The 19,079-nt window shown below is 69.8% G+C and carries 16 protein-coding genes; 8 read left to right on the forward strand and 8 right to left on the reverse strand.

All coding sequences use genetic code 11. The features are described 5' to 3' along the window. The first annotated feature begins 90 nt into the window (after nucleotides 1-90). From RN729_RS03710 to RN729_RS03720, 3 genes are read left to right on the forward strand one after another with little or no spacing between them, the layout of a single operon-like run. Entirely contained in the window at nucleotides 91-1,857 is a 1,767-nt protein-coding gene (locus RN729_RS03710; protein ID WP_310782334.1) for an amidase family protein, read from the forward strand. Further along, the gene (tesB, locus tag RN729_RS03715; RefSeq protein WP_310782335.1) at nucleotides 1,854-2,765 is read left to right on the forward strand and encodes an acyl-CoA thioesterase II; all 912 of its coding nucleotides are present in this window, start codon (nucleotides 1,854-1,856) and stop codon (nucleotides 2,763-2,765) included. Before RN729_RS03710 ends, tesB begins: the two co-directional genes overlap by 4 nt. Continuing rightward, nucleotides 2,762-3,823, forward strand: a complete 1,062-nt coding sequence (locus tag RN729_RS03720) for a peptidyl-alpha-hydroxyglycine alpha-amidating lyase family protein (protein WP_310782336.1) — start codon at nucleotides 2,762-2,764, stop codon at nucleotides 3,821-3,823. The genes tesB and RN729_RS03720 overlap by 4 nt, the downstream gene beginning before the upstream one ends. Before the next feature lie 40 nt (nucleotides 3,824-3,863). Here the strand turns inward: RN729_RS03720 and RN729_RS03725 are convergent, their stop codons facing one another. The 3 genes from RN729_RS03725 to RN729_RS03735 all read right to left on the reverse strand — a co-directional run bounded on the left by RN729_RS03725 (nucleotide 3,864) and on the right by RN729_RS03735 (nucleotide 7,404). After that, nucleotides 3,864-4,931, reverse strand: a complete 1,068-nt coding sequence (locus RN729_RS03725; protein WP_310782337.1) for a carboxypeptidase-like regulatory domain-containing protein — start codon at nucleotides 4,929-4,931, stop codon at nucleotides 3,864-3,866. 23 nt (nucleotides 4,932-4,954) lie between these two features. After that, a complete protein-coding gene (locus tag RN729_RS03730) occupies nucleotides 4,955-6,001 on the reverse strand; it encodes a carboxypeptidase regulatory-like domain-containing protein (protein ID WP_310782594.1) in 1,047 nt (348 codons plus the stop codon). 77 nt (nucleotides 6,002-6,078) lie between these two features. Continuing rightward, nucleotides 6,079-7,404 (reverse strand): aminotransferase class III-fold pyridoxal phosphate-dependent enzyme, encoded by a 1,326-nt coding sequence (locus RN729_RS03735; protein ID WP_310782338.1) that lies wholly within the window; start codon nucleotides 7,402-7,404, stop codon nucleotides 6,079-6,081. Nucleotides 7,405-7,515: 111 nt separating this feature from the next. Here RN729_RS03735 and RN729_RS03740 point away from each other — a divergent pair, with 111 nt between their 5' ends. Beyond that, nucleotides 7,516-8,484: an aldo/keto reductase gene (locus tag RN729_RS03740; RefSeq protein ID WP_310782339.1), complete on the forward strand. Its 969-nt coding sequence runs from the start codon at nucleotides 7,516-7,518 to the stop codon at nucleotides 8,482-8,484. A gap of 36 nt (nucleotides 8,485-8,520) precedes the next feature. Here RN729_RS03740 and RN729_RS03745 read toward each other — a convergent pair whose 3' ends face one another. Next, complete coding sequence (locus tag RN729_RS03745; protein ID WP_310782340.1) at nucleotides 8,521-9,660, reverse strand: N(4)-(beta-N-acetylglucosaminyl)-L-asparaginase; 1,140 nt, start codon at nucleotides 9,658-9,660, stop codon at nucleotides 8,521-8,523. Between the two features lie 183 nt (nucleotides 9,661-9,843). Here RN729_RS03745 and RN729_RS03750 point away from each other — a divergent pair, with 183 nt between their 5' ends. Beyond that, nucleotides 9,844-10,071, forward strand: coding sequence for a hypothetical protein (locus tag RN729_RS03750; RefSeq protein WP_310782341.1), 228 nt, complete (start codon nucleotides 9,844-9,846; stop codon nucleotides 10,069-10,071). Continuing rightward, a complete protein-coding gene (locus RN729_RS03755; protein WP_310782342.1) occupies nucleotides 10,068-10,478 on the forward strand; it encodes a PIN domain-containing protein in 411 nt (136 codons plus the stop codon). Before RN729_RS03750 ends, RN729_RS03755 begins: the two co-directional genes overlap by 4 nt. Nucleotides 10,479-10,505: 27 nt before the next feature. Here RN729_RS03755 and dapB read toward each other — a convergent pair whose 3' ends face one another. From dapB to RN729_RS03775, 4 genes are all read right to left on the reverse strand, one after another. After that, entirely contained in the window at nucleotides 10,506-11,327 is an 822-nt protein-coding gene (dapB, locus tag RN729_RS03760) for a 4-hydroxy-tetrahydrodipicolinate reductase (RefSeq protein WP_310782343.1), read from the reverse strand. A gap of 94 nt (nucleotides 11,328-11,421) precedes the next feature. Beyond that, nucleotides 11,422-12,465: a hypothetical protein gene (locus tag RN729_RS03765; RefSeq protein WP_310782344.1), complete on the reverse strand. Its 1,044-nt coding sequence runs from the start codon at nucleotides 12,463-12,465 to the stop codon at nucleotides 11,422-11,424. A gap of 21 nt (nucleotides 12,466-12,486) precedes the next feature. After that, nucleotides 12,487-14,505, reverse strand: coding sequence for a CocE/NonD family hydrolase (locus RN729_RS03770; protein ID WP_310782345.1), 2,019 nt, complete (start codon nucleotides 14,503-14,505; stop codon nucleotides 12,487-12,489). Beyond that, complete coding sequence (locus RN729_RS03775) at nucleotides 14,502-16,097, reverse strand: serine hydrolase domain-containing protein (protein WP_310782346.1); 1,596 nt, start codon at nucleotides 16,095-16,097, stop codon at nucleotides 14,502-14,504. The genes RN729_RS03770 and RN729_RS03775 overlap by 4 nt, the downstream gene beginning before the upstream one ends. A 194-nt stretch (nucleotides 16,098-16,291) precedes the next feature. Here RN729_RS03775 and RN729_RS03780 point away from each other — a divergent pair, with 194 nt between their 5' ends. Together RN729_RS03780 and RN729_RS03785 are read left to right on the forward strand one after the other, a co-directional pair. Then, on the forward strand, nucleotides 16,292-17,968 hold the full coding sequence (locus RN729_RS03780) for an amidase (RefSeq protein WP_310782347.1): 1,677 nt from the start codon (nucleotides 16,292-16,294) through the stop codon (nucleotides 17,966-17,968). Nucleotides 17,969-18,029: 61 nt separating this feature from the next. Continuing rightward, complete coding sequence (locus RN729_RS03785) at nucleotides 18,030-19,079, forward strand: deoxyhypusine synthase family protein (RefSeq protein WP_310782348.1); 1,050 nt, start codon at nucleotides 18,030-18,032, stop codon at nucleotides 19,077-19,079.

Genomic DNA, 19,079 nt, shown 5'->3' on the forward strand with positions numbered 1-19,079 from the left:
ACGGCGGGCAGCGGGTCATCCCTTACTATACGGCGACGACCGGGCGAGATTCGAGGTCCGCGTCGGAGTCCCGGAAATTCGGAGGGTCCCATGAGGTCAGTTCCAAGCGCCCACGCCCGCGCCCCGCGGGCCGGATTCCGGCCGGCGCGTGTCCGGCCGGGGAGCGTCCTGCCGGGGGGCACCCTGCTGGCGGTCCTTGCGGCGGCGTGCGGCGGGCCCGCACCCGAGGCGGAGCCGTTCGACGTGGTGGAGGCGACGATTCCGGAGATGCAGGCGGCGATGGAGAGCGGGCAGGTCACGTCGCGGCAGATCGTCATGGAGCACCTGGCGCGGATCGCGCGCTACGAGTGGCAGATCAACGCGGCCGTGTCGATCAATCCGACCGCGCTCGCGGAGGCCGAGGCGCTCGACGCGGAGCGGGCGGCGGGCGACGTGCGCGGGCCGTTGCACGGCATCCCGGTCGCGCTCAAGGACAACATCCACACGACACACATCCCGACGACGGGCGGGTCGCTCGCCTTCGAGGGGTATCACCCGCCGTACGAGGCCACGCTGACGACGAACCTGCGCGAGGCGGGCGCGATCATCATCGCGAAAGCGGGGCTCACGGAGTTCGCGAACTTCATGGCGGGGCCGCCGAACCAGATGCCCGGTAACTACAACGCCCTCACGGGTTACGGCCTCAACCCCTACGATCCGCGCCGCGACCCTCGGGAAGACCGGGACGATGGGCGTCCGGCGCTCACCACGGGCGGCTCCAGCTCCGGAATCGGGACCGCCGCGAGCTTCTGGTCCGCGAACGTGGGGACGGATACCGGCGGGTCGATCATCAGCCCCTCGAACGCGAACATGCTCGTCGGCATCCGGCCCACGATCGCGCGAGTCAGCCGCTGGGGCGTGGCGCCGGTGACACTGGACCACGACATGGCGGGGCCGATGGCCCGCACCGTGACGGACGCGGCGATCATGCTCGGGGCGATGGAGGGGGCGCAGCCCGACCCGAACGACGCGGCCACCGCGCGGTGCGAGGCGCCGCCGGGCCGCGACTACACGCCCTTCCTGAACGCCGGCGGGCTGGAGGGCGCCCGGATCGGGATCCCCAGGGCCTTCTACTACGAGCCCGTGGAGGTCGGAGGCGAGACGATCGGGGGCCTCGGCGAGGAGGCCGCGGCGCTCATGTCCGAGGCCATCTCGGTGCTCGAGGCGGCGGGCGCGATCATCGTGGACCCGGCCGAGATCCCGAGCTTCGTCGATCCGGACCCGGAGGCCAACTTCAACACGTGGCCGCTCTGCATCGGCGGGCACCAGGCGAAGGGGTCGGACGAGGGGTGTTCGGTCAACTTCAAGTACGGGATGAAGCGCGATTTCGATGCGTGGCTCGAATCGCTCGGGCCCTCGGCGCCGGTCCGGACGCTGACCGAGCTTCGGGAGTGGAACCTCGCGCACCGCGACGCGGGGTCGATGAAATACGAGCAGTCGCGCTACGACATCTCCGATGAGATGGACGTGGAGGCGGACCGCGCCCGGAACGCGGCGGACATGGCGAAGGACTCGCTGCTCAGTCAGATGCGGGGGATCGACGCCGTGCTGGAGGAATACGACCTGGACGCGATCTTCACGCCGGGGAGCCGGGGCGCCGCACTCGCAGCGCGGGCACAGTACCCGCACATCGTCGTGCCCTTCGGCTTCGTGCCCAACGCACCGACGCCGGCCTTCCCCGAGGGCTTCGACGCACGGCCCGCGCCGTTCGGGATCGGGTTCACGGGGGCCGCCTGCAGCGAGCCGCGGCTCATCGAACTCGCGTACGCCTTCGAGCAGGCCAGCCTGCGGCGCGTGCCGCCCGAGAGCTTCCCGTGAGCTACACCGTAGAGGATCTGGTCGACCTGTTCGACCTTGAGCCGGTGGAGCGGAACATCTATCGCGGGGAGAACCGGGATATCGGCTCGGGCCGGATCTTCGGCGGACAGGTGCTCGCCCAGTCTCTCGTGGCGGCGCGACGGACCGTCGACGCCGAGGACCGCTCCGCGCACTCGCTGCACGGGTACTTCATCCTGGCCGGCGACCTGGAGATTCCCGTCGTCTACTTCGTGGACCGCCTGCGCGACGGACGGAGCTTCACCACGCGGCGCGTGACGGCGATCCAGCACGGACGCGCGATCTTCAACATGTCCGCCTCGTTCCACAAGACGGAGGATGGCATCGAGCACCAGGACGAGATGCCGGATGTGCTGCCGCCGGAGGCGCTCGAGTCGGAGATCGACATCATCCGGCGGAACGCCGAGCGCGTTCCCGAGCCGCTCCGTTCCCTGCTCACGCAGGACCGGCCGCTCGACCGGCGTCCCGTGGCCCCGCTCGACCCCTTCAAGCCGAAGCCGGACCGGCCCGTCCGGCGGGCCTGGATCCGCACCGTCGGAGAATTGGGCGACGATCCGCTCGACCACCAGGCGGTCCTCGCCTACGCCTCCGACTACGGGCTCCTGCGCGCCGCCCTCGTTCCGCACGGGCGCACTTTCTTCGACCGCGACCTGATGGGCGCCTCGCTCGACCACGCGATCTGGTTCCACCGTCCCTTCCGGGTCGACGACTGGCTCCTGTACGTGACCGAGAGCACGGTCGCGAGCGGGGCGCGGGCGTTCACGCGCGGGAGCTTTTTCACGCGGGAAGGGGCGCTCGTGGCCTCGGTCGCCCAGGAGGGGGTGATCCGGACCGGAGGCCGGCCCACTCCGGCTGACGGACCCGCAACCGATGAGGGAGACGACAAATGACGCGACGAACCACACGACTCGGCATCCTTTTCTGCTCCATCGCGGTCAGCGGGGTCGCCGCGGCGTGCGGCGGCTCCGGCGACGAAGGCGGCTCCGCGAACGCGGACGGCGCGGCGCCGCAGCTTGAGCCCGTCAACGACCTGCCCAACCCCTACGAGCGCCTGGAACCGTGGGCGGACCTGCCTCCGGGCGCAGTGCAGTGGGGGCAGGTCACGGGCGTCGAGCAGGGGCCCGACGGCCATCTCTACGTCCTGCACCGCTGCTTCGAGAACAGCTGCGCCGACCGGCCCGAAGACCCGATCGTCAAGTACGACATGTCCGGCCGGGCGCTCGCTTCCTGGGGCGCGGGACTGTTCAACTATCCGCATGGATTTTACGTGGACGGCGAGGGAAACGTCTGGGCGACGGACGCCCGCGGAAACGGGGAACTCGGGCACCAGGTGTTCAAGTTCAGCGCCGACGGCGAACTCCTGCTCACCCTCGGGCAGGCCGGCGTCGCGGGCCTCGGGCCCGATGTGTTCAACCAGCCGACGGATGTCCTCGTCCTTCCCGGCGGCGACTTCCTCGTCACCGAAGGTCACGGCGAGGGCAACGACCGCGTCGTGCGCTTCAGTCCCGAGGGGGAGTTCCTCGACGCCTGGGGCGGGCCCGGCTCCGGCCCCGGCCAGTTCAGCACGCCGCACGCGATCGCCAGCGACTCACAGGGACGGATCTTCATCGGCGACAGGGCCAACAACCGCATCCAGATCTTTCTCGAGGACGGCACGTTCCTGGAGGAATGGAAGCAGTTCAGCCGTCCCAGCGGGATCTTCATCGACGACGACGACACGATCTACGTCGCGGACTCCGAGAGCTGGGGGCCGAACAACCCCGGCTGGAAGAAGGGAATCCGGATCGGGAGCGCGCGGGACGGCTCGGTCTCGTACTTCATCGAGGACATCGAGTCCACGACGATCGAGCACAGCGGGGCCGAAGCCGTGGGCGTGGATTCGGAGGGCAACGTCTACGGCGGCGTCGTCCGCCGACGCATGCTGGAGAAGCACGTGCGCGTGAGGTAGGGGGCCCGCGCCGGGTACCGCGGCCCGGACCGCGGCGCGGCTACTTCGTCCAGATCACCACGGCTCCGCAGCGCGCGTCGTATCCGCCGAACTCCGGCGGCAGCTCGCCGGCTCCCTGGTACACCTCGATGCCGCCGACCTCCACGGGCAACACGAGCGAGTCCAGCTCCCGGACCGGAATCGGGGAACCATCGAGATAGGCGCTGAGTTCGCAGCCTCCGGGCGTGAATCCTCCGGCTGCCCGCGAACTCTCGACCCAGCAGTCGCGGAACCCGGAGCCGGGGCAGCGAAGGCGGATGCCGGGCGCGTCGGCGAGCATGTGCGAGACGCGGAGCGGGCGCCGGCGGTCGATGTCCTCCAGCGTGAAGTACGTGCCGCCGCCTATCAGTTCTCCGAAGTACTTGCGGTCGTAGAACCCGTTGATTTCCAGCCGCCTCGGTCGGGTCGCCGTCACCACGAGCGGTTCCATCTCCACCGGCGCGGGCACGAGGCCGACCTGGAGTTCCGTGCTCAGTCCGCGGACCACCGTCACCTGGTAGCGGAGCGAAGCGTAGCCGATCCTCTCGACCTCGAGCAGGTGCTCCCCGCCGGGCACGCCGGTGAGGGCGAACCGGCCCTGGCGGTCGCTCTGGACCTCGGCCGGCCGCCCGACGAGCGACACCGTGGCCGTGGCCACCGGCTCCTCCGTGGACGCATCGAGCACGCGGCCCACGATCCTCCCCGGGTCGATGTCTCCGAACAGGACGTGCAGGTGGACTTCGACCGGCATACCGGGTTCGAACACGATCGTCGATTCCTCGCTCGAATCATCCCCGAACTCCGCCCACAGCGTCGCCGCCGACACACCGCCGGGAACGCAGACCGAGAAGCGCCCGTCGGCCCCGGCGGGTTCGCGGAGCGGCCTGAGCACCTGCTCGCTGGTCCAGCGGAGGACGACCGTAGCCCCGGGAAGGTTGAGCGCCCCCGACTCCTCCGTGACGAGGACGTGAACCGACGCCCGCTCGCCGCACTGCGCCTGTTGGCCCGCGGCCGCGCCGGCGGTCGTGGCCAACTGCGCAAGCACCAGAGGCGCCAGCGTCGCCGCCCATCTAACGGTTCGGCTGGTCATGTCCCGACTCCCGTGAAGAAAGACTACCTGGTCCAGGCGACGACGGCGCCGCAGCGGTTGCGCTCGTCCCGGAACTCGGCCGGCAGGCCCGCCGGTCCCGTATAGACCTCGAGACCGGCGACCTGGTTCGGCACCACCACTCCACCGATGCCGGATATCCGCAGAGGGATACCGTCGACGTATATGGCCACCGGACAACCCTTCCAGCCCATGAGCCCCGTCGTGTTCACCAACGTCACGCCCCGGCTGCGGATCTCCGGAACATGGTCTTCGATAAAGCGGCCGACGGTGCTCGGCCGCCAGCGCTCGATGTCCTCCGCGGTGAGGAACCTGCCGACGCCGAGCATTTCGCCCCGCAGCCTGCGTTCGTAGAAGCCCGTGACCTCCAGTTGGCGCGGCCGCGTGGCCGTCGCCACCAGCGGGTCCATCTCCGCTGAAGTCGGGACGAGGCCGATCTCCACTTCCGTCGTGAGACCGCGGTGCACCGCGACCACGCGGCGTAGCGGTGCGTAGCCCGGGCGCTGCACCTGCAGTGCGTGGACCCCGACAGGCAGGCCGCTCAGGACGAACCGGCCTCGGCCGTTCGTCTCGACCGTCCCCGTCCGCTCGGACACGGACACGGCTGCCGCGGTCACGGGATCCTCAGTCACGCCATCATTCACCTGGCCGATGATCCGTCCTGTCCCCGCCGAGCCGGTGAGGATCCGCAACTCGACAGCCGTCGTCACTCCAGGCTCGAACCCGACGACCGCCTGTTCGCTCGAGCCGTCCCCGAACTCGGCCCAGAGGGTCGCCTCCCGCCCGTCGTCGGGAACGCACAGTTGGAAGCGCCCATCCGCCCCGGCCGCACCGCGCACCGGCGTGCGCTCGGCGGCCGTCCAACGAAGGACCACCGTGGCTCCGGGCGCGTGCACGGTCCCCGACTCGTCCGCGACGAGGACTCTCAGCAAGGCCCGGTCACCGCAGTCCTGCGCCTGCCGCGCCTCGACGGATCCGGCGCCGGCCGCCAGCGAAACCACCATCAGCGCCGCCATCGCCCGGGCGCGCGTCGGATTCAGGTTGATAACCATATTCGTCACAAGGACGGCTCCCGGTCGGGTCAGGTCACTCCACGGGCGCCGAGAGTCGAACTCGCGGCGTCGGAGTTTCATGCGAACGCCGAGTCGATCGCGGCGGCGTGCCTGCCGAGGAAGGCGTCGAATTCCGCGACCAGCGCGTCGCAATCCTCGTCGTCGTGCGCCATCGAGACCGTGACGAACCCCCGGCGGGCCACGTAGAACCCGGCGAGCAGCATCTCGAGCTGGAAGAGATCGCGGGCCGCCATCGGCGTGTGGGCGACGTCGGCGCGGCGGCGGATCGGCGTCCGCTGGAAGTGGACGGTCATGATCGAACCGCGGCCCGTGACCTGCGCGGGCGCGTCCCTCGCCGCCGCGACCCCGTTGAGGGCGGCCCGCAGGGCGTCTCCCCGCACCGTCAGCCGTCGCACCGCGTCGGGCGTGAACACGTCCCGCAGCCCCGTGAGGCCCGCCGCCATGGTCAGCGAGTTGTTGTTGTGCGTGCCGGGGTGGCTCAAGTGATTCTCCCGGCGCGGATCGAAGCGGTCCATGAGATCGGCGCGTCCCCCGAAGGCGCCGAAGGAGGCGCCGCCCCCGAGGTACTTTCCGAAGGTCGTGAGGTCGGCGTGGATGTCGAGCGCCCCCTGCAGGCCGCCCGGAGCGAGCCGCGACGTCTGGACCTCGTCGAAGACCAGGGGGACGCCCGCCCGGCGCGTCGCGTCCCGAAGCGCCTTCAGAAACACCCGGGTGCCGGGGATGCATCCGCCGCCCGCGAGCATCGGCTCCACGAGCACGCAGGCGAGGTCGGTCGCCCGTTCCGCGATGAGGGATCGCGCGGATTCGGCATCGTTGTAGTCCGCGACGATCCACGGGAAGGGCACGTTGAGGCGCCGGTCCGGGCCCGTGAAGTTCAGGGGTCCGCCATGATACGCACCGTCGAACACGAGCACGCCCTCCCGGCAGGTCACGGCGCGCGCCAGGCTGACCGCCATGAGGTTCGCCTCCGTCCCGGAATTCGTGAAGCGCAGACGGTCGACGGACGGAAAGCGGCGACAGATGAGTTCGGCGAATTCCTGCTGGTTCGGGCTCGGCCCGCCGAGGGTCAGGCCCCTCCCCGCCGCCTCCACGATCGCGGCCCGGATGGCGGGGTCCGAGTGGCCGTAGAGCCCGGCCGTGTAGTCATTGAGGAAATCGACGTAGACGTGCCCGTCGAGGTCGTGGAGCCGCGACCCTTCGCCCCGGACGATGGTGACCGGGAAGGGGTCGTAGTGGTTGACCGTTCGCGTGTCCGCTCCCGGCAGGTAGTTCGTCGAGCGCTCGAAGCTCGCCTGGCTCAGGGGATTCGCGGCCGCATAGCGGGCCGCCGCGTCGGCCGCGAGTTCCTCCAGCGATCGCGTCCGGACCGGGCCAGTCGTCATCTGTTCCATCCCGCGCTCGGGTTCCGCTACGTTGCCGGTACGACCCGGTGCGCCCCCGGTGCGAGCGGGCGTCTCCCGGACGGTTGCACCCCATCGGAGGATACCAAGATCGTGGAGAGAAGAAAACTCGCCCATACCGACCTGGAAGTGTCGCGTGCCTGCATGGGCACGATGACGTTCGGGTCGCAGACCGATGTCGATACCGCCGCGGCGATGGTGGACCTGTGCTTCGAGCGGGGGATCGACTTCTTCGACACCGCGAACGTCTACAACCAGGGCCTTTCGGAGGAGATTCTGGGAGAGGTCCTCGGGGACCGGCGCGCGGAGATCGTCCTCGCGAGCAAGGTCCGCAATCCGATGGGAGACCCCGTCGAATACACGGGCCTCTCGCGCGACGCGATCCGCCGCGGCATCGACGAGTCGCTGCGGCGGCTCGGAACCGACTATCTGGACATCTATTACCTGCACCTGCCGGACTATGACACGCCCATAGAGGAGAGTCTCGCCACGCTGGAGGAGCTTCGCGTCGAGGGCCTCATCCACTATCCGGCGACGTCCAACTACAGTGCGTGGCAGATGGGCGAAATGTTCTCGGTCTGCGAGCGGGAGGGCTGGGCGAAGCCGTGGATCGCGCAGCCGATGTACAACCTCGCGGCGCGCGGAATCGAGCAGGAGTACCTCGCGTTCACGAAGCGCTACGGGATCTCGAACGTCGTCTACAACCCGCTCGCGGGCGGGCTTCTCACCGGCAAGCAGAGCCCGAAGGGACCGCTCCCCGGAACCCGCTTCGACGACAACCGGATGTACCTGGACCGTTTCTGGCACGACGAGTACTTCCACGCCGTGGCCGAGGTCGAGACGATCGCCCGGGACGCCGGCCTGACGCCGGTGCAGCTCGCGCTGGGGTGGCTGCGGGCGCAGGAGGGCGCGGATTGCATCATCCTCGGCGCCTCCCGCATGGAGCACCTGGAGGAGAACCTCGCCGCGTTCGACGCGCCGCCGCTCGGCGACGAGGTGCTTGCCGCCTGCGATGGCGTGTGGGCGCGGCTCCGCGGCCCGACGCCCGCCTACAACCGCTGAGTCTCGAGCGCGGCGCGAACCACGCCCGGGGTGCCGTTACGCGTCGCGGGGCGAGCCCTCCAGCAGACCCTCGAAGGGGCGTTCCTCCGCGCCGTTCTCGGTGCAGACGGCGTAGTGCGTCTCCGCCGACCCGTACAGCGCGACGCCGGCCGTCTCCCCCTGCTTGTTCAGGAGGAAGAAACGGACGTCGAAGTTCGGGAGGCCGCGTTCGTTGAGGAGGCGCGACTCGACCGTGTTCGACCGGATCCGCTCCAGCGTGGCCATGCCCGCGTCGAGCGGGCTCATCCCCTGGCGCATGAACTCGACGGCGAGGAAGGAGGAGAGGTTGTAGAGGTTCGCCTCGCCCCGGCCCGTCGAGCCGACGGCGCCCACGTCGTTGTCCACGTACAGCCCGGCCCCGAGGATCGGGGAGTCGCCGGTGCGGCCGGGGATCTTCCAGGAGAGCCCGCTCGTCGTGGTGACGCCGCAGACGTCCCCGTCCGCGTTCACCGCGTTGCAGTTCGTCGTCCCCCAGAAGGAATGGGCCGGGATCAGGCCGTCGTCGACCATCGAGAGCCCGGCTTCGAGCCGCTTGCGCGGGTCGAGCCAGTGGCCGGGATCGATCCGCCGGCGCCACTCGAGCCACAGGGCGCGTGACGCCTCCGTGTTGAGGTCGTCCTCGATCTCGAACCCGAGTTGGCGGGCGAACGCCTGGGCGCCGGCGCCGACGAGGAGGTGGTGGTCCGTGAGTTCGGCCACGGCCTTCGCGACGAGCGACGGGGTGCGGACGCCCTCGAGCGCCGCGACGCCGCCGGCCCAGCGCCGGGGACCGTGCATGCAGCAGGCATCGAGCTGGACGACGCCGTCCGCGTTGGGGAGCCCGCCGTAGCCGATCCCCATCTCGGTGGGGTCGTTCTCCGGAATGTTCACGCCCGCCATGAGCGCATCGAGCACGTCCTCTCCCTCGACGATCCCGCGGAAGGCGCGTTCCACCGAGCTTTCGGGTCCGCCGTTGTTGAAGCGGATCCCGCTGAGGTCGGAGACGACGATGGGCGGAGCGGCCCGCGGGCGGTGGACGGCGGGAGCCCCGAAGCGGGCGGCGGCCCCGGGAGGACGGCGCTCGGCGGCCAGAGCGGCGGGTGTGGCTGCCGCGGCCAGGCCGGCGGCGGAGGTCCGAACGAAGTCTCGGCGGTCCATGCTCATGTTCTCCATCCTCGGTCGAAGAGCCCGTTTGCCCTCAACATACGACGGTCTGGATGGAAGCCGCAGATGGAAGCCGATGGTGCGGATGGCGGCGGGCACGAATCGATGTTATCATAAGTTAGTATCATGATAACATATGGTCCGGCAACAGCAAAGATCGGAACGGGATGCCGCAGGATGATCCGCACCCAGATTTCGGTAGACAGAGAACTCTACGAGAGAGCCAGGGAAGCGGCCCGGCGAGAGGGAATCTCGCTTGCGGAGCTGTGCAGGAGAAGTCTGGCCGAGACCCTCTCGAGGCTGCCCGACGAGCATCCGTGGATGGCCTATCTGGGAACGGTCGATGGTGAGTCCGGAGACAGCGCAACCGTCGATGAAGTGGTCTACGGGCGCGCGACGCCTTGAAGGGACGAAAGGTCTTCCTCGACACGGGCATCCTCATCGCAGCTCTCAACCGGCGGGACCGGTACCATGCGCAGGCGCGTTCGCTGTTCGGCGGACCCTTGCCACGCTGGCATTCCTCGGTGCTCGTCTGGTCGGAGGCGTATTCCTGGCTCCTGCACCGCCACGGCGAGGAGCAGGCCCGTGCGTGCCGCCGTCTCGTGGAGAACCTCGACGGACTCGTCCTGCTCGAGGGAACGTCCCGGCTCCACCGTGACACCTGCCGCATCCTCGACCGGTTGCGAGGGGCGCGCCTGACGTACGTGGACGCGTCCAGTCTTGCCCTGATGGAACAACACGAGATCGGGATTGCATGGGCCACGGACCATCACCTGGGGCTCACCGGGGCGGAAGTGTTTCCTCGATCGTGAGCCGGGATCGGGCGCCGTCTCTCGGCCTCAGTCGCGGAGCGCCTGTCTCTCGAACAGCAGCCGGTCGAGTCCCTGCGTAAGCCCCACCCGTTCCGGCGCCAGCCGGGCCGCGAGGAGGGTTCCGCCCACGTACGGCTCCGCACTCGACCCCGCGTCGTGGCGGATCGAGAGGCGCTCGCCGGGAAGGCCGAAGATCGATTCCACGGAGATGACGTAGCTCGGAAGCCGGAGCGAGTGGACCTGCGCGCCGCCGATCGTCGCCCCTCGCGCCTCCCGTGACCCCAGCGTGTCCTCGACCGGCCGGCCGAATTCGTTGGTCGCGACCGTCCCCAGGAACTCGGCCAGTTCCTGTGCGGTGCCGCTCGGCGCGTCGGGCTTCGCCACCGAGGCCATGTCGACGATCTCCCAGTGCGGCACGTGGCGCGCCGCGATCCCGGAGAAGTGCTTCAGCAGCGCCGCCGTGATCGAGAAGTTGCCCGCGGCGATCACGCCGACGCCCCGGGCGCGGGCGGCCTCGTCGATCTCTCCGTATTCCCGGCCCGTGAGCCCCGAGGTCCCGACGACCGCGGCCACGCCCGCCTCGATCGCGCAAATGATGTTGCCGTAGACGGCGCTCGGGTGCGTGTAGTCGATGTAGACATCGGCCGACTCGCGGAGCGCTTCGCCCACGTCGGCGGAAATCCGCACGCGGGAGCCGTCCGTCTCGCCCTGCACGTCCCCGACGGTCTGTCGCGCCGCCCGCCGCGCCACCGCGCCCGTCAGCTCGAACTCCTCCGATTCGAGGATGGCGGCCACGACGCTCTCGCCCGTCCATCCCGTAGCCCCTCCCACGCACACCCGAATGCTCATCTTCGCTCCCGTCCGTTGGCGGTTCCATGGCGGCTCTGTGACGGTTCCATGGCGACCCGATGGTGGCTCTTCCGACGTTCCCGCGGGAACGTCTTCAGTCTCCCGGACGGTTGGCGACGATCGCGATCCGGGAGCCGTCGGGGCTCACGGCAAGCCGGGTGATGCCCTCGACGCCGAGGTCCGAGAAATCGGCGATCTCCGTCCAGTCCGAGCCTTCCGACCAGGCGAACAGCCGGCCGCCATCTCCCATGAGGATCTCGCCCTCGGGCGTCCACGCGTAGTCCTCCCGCCCCGGTAGCGTGAGCGTGATCCGCTCGCTGGCTCCGTCAGCCGCGCCGAGACGTTCGATCCACCACTCCTCGTCCGAGATTTTTCGCACGAAGGAGATCGCCGCCGTCCCCGGCACCCGGTGGATGGACCGGCCCGGGCGCTCCGCGACGACCCGAATCTCCCCGCTGAGCGCGTCGCCGACCTGGAGCGTGGGGGGATCTCCGAGGATGAACATCGCCACGACGTGTTCGTTGGCCCACGCGTGGTATCCCACCGGCTCGGCCGTCGCGAAGATCGGCCCCAGCGGCTCGCCCGAGAGGTCGTAGCGCCACAGGTACTGCTTACCCCGGATCTCGTGGATCGCGGAGAAGGCGTCCTGCCCGGGGATCTGGAGCGCCGAGAACTCGCTCGCCTCCTCCGTGCGCGTCAACCGCTCCGACGCGCCGGATCCCGCGCCGTCCCCCGCCCCGGAGGCCGCGAGTCGCATGATCTCCGTCTGCCTCCGGTCCAGCGCCGCCGTGTGGAGGATCGCCGAGCCGTCCAGGAGGAAGCTCGGCTGGTTGTCGTACGCGTCGCGGTCCGTCGCCTGCGCCAGACCGGAGACCGAGAGCGCGCCCCCGTCACGCACGAGCGTACCCATCCAGATGTCGGTCGAGGGGGAGCCCGCAGCCGTCGGAGTATAGCCCTCCGGCGCCGGCCCGATCTCCGGCATCGGCCCATCCGGCGGCTCCGCCGGGAAGGCGACCGCCGCCTCCGGTCCGCCGCTCTCCGGCGCTCCCCCGTTCTCTTGAGCGCAGGCCACCGCGACCGCCGCCGCGAACCCGCCGAACGCCAGGGTCACCATCGTTCGCTGAGTCAGTTGTGCCATGCCTTCCTCCTGACAGCCCGACTAAGGGTCTTGCGGCAGAACGCCGAGGATGACGCGCGAGGGGTGTTCGGCCGACCGGTACACGGTCTGCGTCGCGGCCCGGTAATCGCCCGGTGACGCCGTGTAGGTGTCCACGAACGTCTGCGGGTTGCGGTCGTAGGCCGGGAACCATGAACTCTGGACGTGGACCATCAGCCGGTGCCCCGCCTTGAAGGTGTGGAAACGGTCCCGGAGGTCGATCTCGATCCGTGTGACCTCTCCCGGCACCATCGGCTCCGGATTCTCCAGGTCGTTCCGGAAGCGGCCCCGCATGATCTCGCCCGCGAGATGCATCTGGTATCCGCCCATCGGGACGTCGCAGTTGGCGCTGGGCGGCGCGTCGCCGGGATAGACGTCGATCAGCTTCACGATCCAGTCGGAATCCGTCCCGGTCGTCGAGACGAAGATCTCGGCCCCGATCGGGCCCGCGATCGTGAGATCCTCCGCCAGTGGTTCGGACTGGTACACGAGGACGTCGGGGCGCTCCGAGGCGAAGCGCTGATCCTCCACCTTCCACAGGTGGCCGAGCGTGGTGCGCTCCTCGGCCGAGAACGGCACCGGGTTGGCGGGGTCGCTCACGTATGAATCCGCGTGCGAGCCCGCCGCCGCATCCCCGGCCGACCCCGCGGCGGAGTCGGCGGTACGCGTCGGCGGCTCGAAGCCCAGCGTTCCGTCCGGCCCCAGGTAGATGCTCACCGGAGTGATGCCCACCGGCGGCCATGCGTCGTAGGCGCGCCACTCGTTCGTCCCCGTGAGGAAGACGTTCGCCTCCGTCGCGTCCCACGTCCCCTCGTCCTTCAGGTGGTGCTCGAAGAAGGGGTACTGGAACTCGCGCTGGAAGTGGAGCGAGGTCCTGCTGTCGAAGGCGATGCAGCCGAGGAAGTCGCCGTCCATGCGCCGCCAGCCGCCGTGGAGCCAGGGGCCGACGACGAGCGTGTTCTCGAGGCCGGGGTTCTCCGTCTCGACTGTGCGGTAGATCGACATCGGGCCGTAGAAGTCCTCGGTGTCGAACCAGCCCGCCACGTTGAGCGTCGCGGGGCGGACATCGTCGAGGTAGCGGAGGGCGTTCTGCCGCTGCCAGAACTCGTCGTAGTTCGGGTGCTCGATGAAGTCCCGCCACGCCGGCACGTCGCCGTGGAAGTAGAGTTCGTCCACCGCGATGGCGGAACCGGCGTTGAGGAAGAAGTCGTAGCCGGAGGGGGTGCCGTAGTCGAAGCGGGCGCCGCGCGTGTCCGTGGGGCCGTCGCGACGGCGGGCATTCCCGGACAGCCACGAGAAGGCGTACATGATCCGGAAGGCGCCGTTATGGTGCCAGTCGTCGCCGATGAACATGTCCGAGGGCGAGGCCTGGGGTGACGCAGCGACGAGCGCAGGGTGCGCGTCCACCATCCCCATCACCGTCTGCCAGCCGGGGTAGGAGATCCCCCACTGTCCCACGCGTCCGTTGTGGTTCTCGACGTTCGCGAGCAGCCACTCGATCGTGTCCCAATTGTCCGTGATCTCGTCGGTGTCGGTGGGGCCGCGGGGTTCCGCCGCGGGGGCCCGGATGACCTCGAACTCGCCCTCCGACCGGAACTGACCGCGCACGTCCTGGAAGGCGAAGATGTACCCGGAGCGGTCGAACTCGCGTGACGGCCCGAGCGGGTTCCGATACTGGCCGGGCTCGTACGGACCGATGGAATAGGGGGTTCGGAAGAGGAGGATGGGATATTCGCGCGAGCGGTCCCGCGGCGCGTAGACGAGCGTGTAAAGTTCGATCCCGTCCCGCATCGCGACCATGTGCTCGGACTTCTCGTAGTTCGCTACGAGATAATCGTGGTGCGCCGCCTCGGCGGCTTCGGCCTCGGCTTGGGCGGCAGCGGTCTGGGCCGGGGTCGGCGGCGGGGCGTTCGTTCCGTCTTCCGGCGGCGCGCACCCGGCTGCGAACGGCGCGACCGTGAACAGCGCGACCGCCCGGTGCATAATCCCCAATCCACGGCCCGGCCGGTCCGATCGCGTCATCGTGTTCCTCTCCGCCGAAGCTCCGCCCAGTGGGTGAGCGCGTTGCCGAGCCTCACGTTCGGGAGCGTGATCGCGATGACCGAGCCGTTCAGCACGTCGCCCCTGAGCCGAAGTTCGAGCGAGAGCACGGAGTCCGTCCGGTTCGCGTCCTCGGTGCCGATGTTGCCACGGAAACCGCCGCGCAGGTATTCGCCGTCGAAGCGGGCGTTGTTGAGCAGCGTCCACAGGTCGTCTCCCAACTGGACGTGGACGCGCCCGTCCTCGTCGATCGCGAGCGCCAGGCGGTGCGGGCCCATGTGCGTGTCCACTTCGCCGACCCAGTCCCCCGCGAGATCCGGCATGGGCGCGAAATCGATCAGCGGGGCTCCGCCCTCCGTCTCCTCCTCGAGAATCCCCTCGCGCGCCAGGCGGTGCGGGTCGGGCACCTCCGGCCGCGTCGGCTTCGGCACGGCCTCCGGGAACAGGGTATGCCAGATGAGATTCGAGATGTAGCCGGTGAGGGGCGTCGCCGCGTTCTGGAGGACGACGACCGCCGCATTCTCCTCAGGGGCGATCGCGAGTTCCGTGCGGACGCCGCCCATCCCGCCGCCGTGGCGCTGGAGCGTGAGGCCGCCGGGGAGGTCGCGGATCGTCCACCCGATGCCGTACGCGTTGTCGGGCGCGCTCTCCCGGATCGGCCGCCGCATCGCCTCGATCGACGCGTCCGTGAGGATCCTCCGTTGATGGTCCAGGTCGTGGCCGAGGTGGAACATCCCGAAGCGGACGAGGTCGTGGGCGCTGCTGAACACGGCGGATCCGCCGGGATGGTCGAAGTCGTAGAACGGGATGGGGCTCTGGTCCGTCGCGTATCGCGTCGCCGTGAAGTCCTCGAGCCCGGGGCCGATGTCGACCGAGGTCCGTGTGAGTCCGAGCGGCTGGAACACTTCGTCGCGCATGAAATCCATGTACGACTGTCCCGAGACGCGCTCGATGATGTAGTCCAGGATGCCGTAGCCGAGGTTCGAGTAGTTCCAGCGTTCGTCCGGCGCCGTCACGAGATTCGCGTAGCGGCGGATCGTCTCGTCCATGTGCGGACGCCGGTACGGTTCGTCCTCGTAGAAGAACTGGTAGTGGAGGGGGAGTCCCGCCGTGTGGCTCGCCACGCGCCGGACCGTGGCGCCTGCCGCATCCCAGGCCCGCCCGTCGATCTTCGCCGGGCCCAGGTAGTCGTTCGCCGGCGCGTCGAGGTCCAGGAGGCCCCGTTCCACGAGGATCATGAGGCCCGTCGCCGTGATCGGCTTCGAGATCGAGGCGAGCGAATACATCGTGTGTTCCGTGGCGGGGATCCGCCGCTCCCGGTCCGCCCAGCCGAACCCCTCCTCCCACACGACCTCCCCGCCGACCGCGACGGCAACGGCGATCGAGGGCGCGTCCCAGGCGACGAGCGCGCCCTGGATCTCGCTCCGAACGGGAGAGAAGTCCTGCACCGTCTGGCCGCGAACATCGGCCGCGCCGAGGGTCAGCATGCCGAGGGACGCAACGCCGAGCCGGAGGACGCCAGGCCGAGTGACGTCAAGCCGCGCGACGCCGGAACGTCTGACGGTGTCCTTCATCCGCATCTCCTTCCGGGAGGGGTGGCTTTGGACGGTGGAGCGGTACGCAGGCGGGCGTCAATGGGCCGAGCGCGGGGCGGACTCATTGACCGTTGGTCGAAGCGGCTTCCATGATGCCTCCATCGACCTGACGGGTCGACTCGGGGCCGAGGTCTTCGCCCGAGCCCGGCAGGCGGGGAAACAGGATGGAAACCATGGCTGAAATGGATCGGCGGACCTTCCTCGGCACCGGCGTGGCGGCCGGCGCCCTGCTCTCCCTCGGCGGCTGCGCGCCTCGGGACGATGACCCGGGTTCGGGATCCGTAGGGTTGGGGGACGACGCCTCCGCTCGGGAGGTCACGGACTTCGCGCTCGACGAGATCACGATCGACGAGGTCCACGCGGGGATGCGGTCGGGCGAGTACACCTGCCGATCGATCACGCAGATGTATCTGGAGCGGATCGAGGCGCTGAACCGGCAGGGGCCGCGGCTGTTCGCGGTGCTCGAGACGAACCCCGACGCGATCGGGATCGCCGACGAACTCGACCGCGAGTTCCAGGCCTCCGGACCGAGGGGGCCGCTGCACGGGATCCCCATCCTTCTGAAGGACAACGTCGACACGGCGGACGGGATGACGACGACGGCCGGGTCGACGGCGCTCCTCGGGTCCGTCGCGCCGCAGGATTCGTTCGTGGCGGCGGGGCTGCGCGCCGCCGGGGCGCTGCTGCTCGGCAAGGCGAACATGAGCGAGTGGGCGGGCTGGAAGTCCTTCGAGTTCGGGGCGTCGGGCTGGAGCGGGCGCGGGTGGGACGGGGGCAGGGGCGGCTTCTGCGCGAACCCCTACGCGCTCGACCGCACGCCGGGCGGGTCGAGTTCCGGGTCCGGGTCGGCGGCCGCGGCCAACCTTGCGGTCGCGACGATCGGCTCGGAAACCGACGGCTCGATCGTCGGCCCGTCGTCGCGCAACTGCCTCGTCGGCATCAAGCCCACGATCGGCCTCCACAGCCGGGGCGGGGTCATCCCCATCGCCCACAGCCAGGACAGCACCGGCCCCATGGCCCGCACCGTGCGCGACGCCGCGATCATGCTCGGCACCATGGTCGGCGTCGACCCCCGCGACCCGCTGACCGCCGCGAGCGCGGGCAACTTCCTGACCGACTACACGGGCGCGCTCGACCCGGCCGGCCTCAACGGGGCCCGCGTCGGCGTCCTGCGCGAGTACGCCGGCTTCGACAGCCGCGTCGACACCCTGTTCGAGGAAGCGCTCGACGCCATGCGTGCGGAGGGCGCGACCGTCATCGACCCCGTCACGCTTCCGGAGGAACTCCGCTTCGGCAACGAATACGAGATGGAGGTGCTGTACCACGAGTTCAAGGCGGATCTGAACGCGTACCTCGCGTCGCTGGGCCCGGACGCCCCGATCAGGTCGCTCGCCGAACTCATCGAGTACAACGAGGCGAACCACGACCTCGAACTCGCCCTCTACGGACAGGAACTGCACATGCGCTCGCAGGAGCGCGGGCCGCTCACCGACCAGCGCTATCTGGACGCGCTGGCCGCGAGCCACCGGCTCTCCCGCGACGAGGGGATCGACCGGGCCATGGACCAACACCTGCTGGACGCACTCGTCGGGATCACGGCGGGGATCCCCGCCATGCAGGACCCGCTCGATGCTTCGGGCGGGGGTGGGGGCGGGTGCTCCACGCCGCCGGCCATGGCCGCCTACCCCAACATGTCCGTCCCCATGGGGTTCATCCGTGGCCTCCCGGTCGGCATGTCGCTGTGCGGCCGCGCCTGGAGCGAGGCGACGCTCATCCGTCTCGCGTACGCCTTCGAGCAGGCGACGAACGTCCGCCGCCCGCCGACGTTCCAGGCAACCGTCCAGGTCTGAGCGTGCCCGCGACGCCGAGTGTGCCCGCGACGCCGAGAACGCCCCTGCCACCGGGCGGAGCATGACGCTCACCGACTTCATCGACCGTCACTACCGTCACTTCAACGCGGCGGCGCTGCGCTCGGCCGCCGAGGCCTGGCGCGACCTGGTCGACGGCGGAGGTCAGATGCTCCTCACACTGGCCGGCGCCATGAGCACGGCGGAACTGGGGCTCTCCCTCGCGGAGATGATCCGGGCCGGGAAGGTGCACGCCATCTGCGCCACCGGCGCGAACCTCGAGGAGGACCTCTTCAACCTCGTGGCGCACGATCATTACCGGCGCATCCCCGACTGGCGCGCGCTCACCGCAGAACAGGAGAAGGATCTCGAGCGACGGGGACTGAATCGCGTCACCGACACCTGCATCCCGGAGGCCGAGGCCTTCCGCGCGGTGGAAGCGCCGCTGCGCGAACTGTGGCGGGCGGCCGACGACGCGGGCGAGCGCCGGCTCCCGCACGACTACCTCTATCAGTTGATCCGCGACCGCACCCTCGCCGACCGATACCGGATCGATCCGGCCGACTCCTGGCTCGTGGCCGCCGCGGAAGCCGATCTCCCCCTGTTCGCACCCGGCTGGGAGGACTCCACGCTGGGCAACGTCCTCGTCGCGGAACAACTCGGCGGCGGACTGGACCGTCCCGGGCCCGTCCTCGGAGGCACGGAGTACATGGCGGCCCTCGCGGAGTGGTACACGCGCACGAGCACCGGCCGCTCGCTGGCGGAGGCGCCCGACATCGACGACGCCCCGGACGCGGCGCCGCTGCCGGCGGAGACCGGCGCCGACCCTGAGGCGAAGTCCGTCGGCCTGTTCCAGATCGGGGGCGGGATCGCGGGCGACTTCCCCATCTGCGTCGTCCCCATGATCCGGCAGGACCTGCGCCGCTGGTGTCCCTACTGGGCGTACTTCTGTCAGATCAGCGACTCCACCACGAGCTACGGCTCGTACTCCGGCGCCGCCCCCAACGAGAAGATCACCTGGGGCAAGCTGGACGTGGACACGCCCAAGTTCGTCATCGAGTCCGACGCGACGATCGTCGCCCCGCTCGTGTTCGGCTACGTCCTCGGCTGGTAG

It is taken from the genome of Candidatus Palauibacter polyketidifaciens, assembly GCF_947581785.1.
Classification (GTDB): domain Bacteria; phylum Gemmatimonadota; class Gemmatimonadetes; order Palauibacterales; family Palauibacteraceae; genus Palauibacter; species Palauibacter polyketidifaciens.

Coding starts and splice junctions, on each gene's coding strand:
- RN729_RS03780 (WP_310782347.1), top strand. CDS start 16,292: ATGGCTGAAATGGATCGGCGGACCTTCCTCGGCACCGGCGTGGCGGCC.
- RN729_RS03720 (WP_310782336.1), top strand. CDS start 2,762: ATGACGCGACGAACCACACGACTCGGCATCCTTTTCTGCTCCATCGCG.
- RN729_RS03785 (WP_310782348.1), top strand. CDS start 18,030: ATGACGCTCACCGACTTCATCGACCGTCACTACCGTCACTTCAACGCG.
- RN729_RS03750 (WP_310782341.1), top strand. CDS start 9,844: ATGATCCGCACCCAGATTTCGGTAGACAGAGAACTCTACGAGAGAGCC.
- RN729_RS03775 (WP_310782346.1), bottom strand. CDS start 16,097: ATGAAGGACACCGTCAGACGTTCCGGCGTCGCGCGGCTTGACGTCACT.
- RN729_RS03765 (WP_310782344.1), bottom strand. CDS start 12,465: ATGGCACAACTGACTCAGCGAACGATGGTGACCCTGGCGTTCGGCGGG.
- RN729_RS03745 (WP_310782340.1), bottom strand. CDS start 9,660: ATGGACCGCCGAGACTTCGTTCGGACCTCCGCCGCCGGCCTGGCCGCG.
- RN729_RS03710 (WP_310782334.1), top strand. CDS start 91: ATGAGGTCAGTTCCAAGCGCCCACGCCCGCGCCCCGCGGGCCGGATTC.
- RN729_RS03730 (WP_310782594.1), bottom strand. CDS start 6,001: ATGGTTATCAACCTGAATCCGACGCGCGCCCGGGCGATGGCGGCGCTG.
- RN729_RS03770 (WP_310782345.1), bottom strand. CDS start 14,505: ATGACGCGATCGGACCGGCCGGGCCGTGGATTGGGGATTATGCACCGG.
- RN729_RS03725 (WP_310782337.1), bottom strand. CDS start 4,931: ATGACCAGCCGAACCGTTAGATGGGCGGCGACGCTGGCGCCTCTGGTG.
- RN729_RS03735 (WP_310782338.1), bottom strand. CDS start 7,404: ATGACGACTGGCCCGGTCCGGACGCGATCGCTGGAGGAACTCGCGGCC.
- dapB (WP_310782343.1), bottom strand. CDS start 11,327: ATGAGCATTCGGGTGTGCGTGGGAGGGGCTACGGGATGGACGGGCGAG.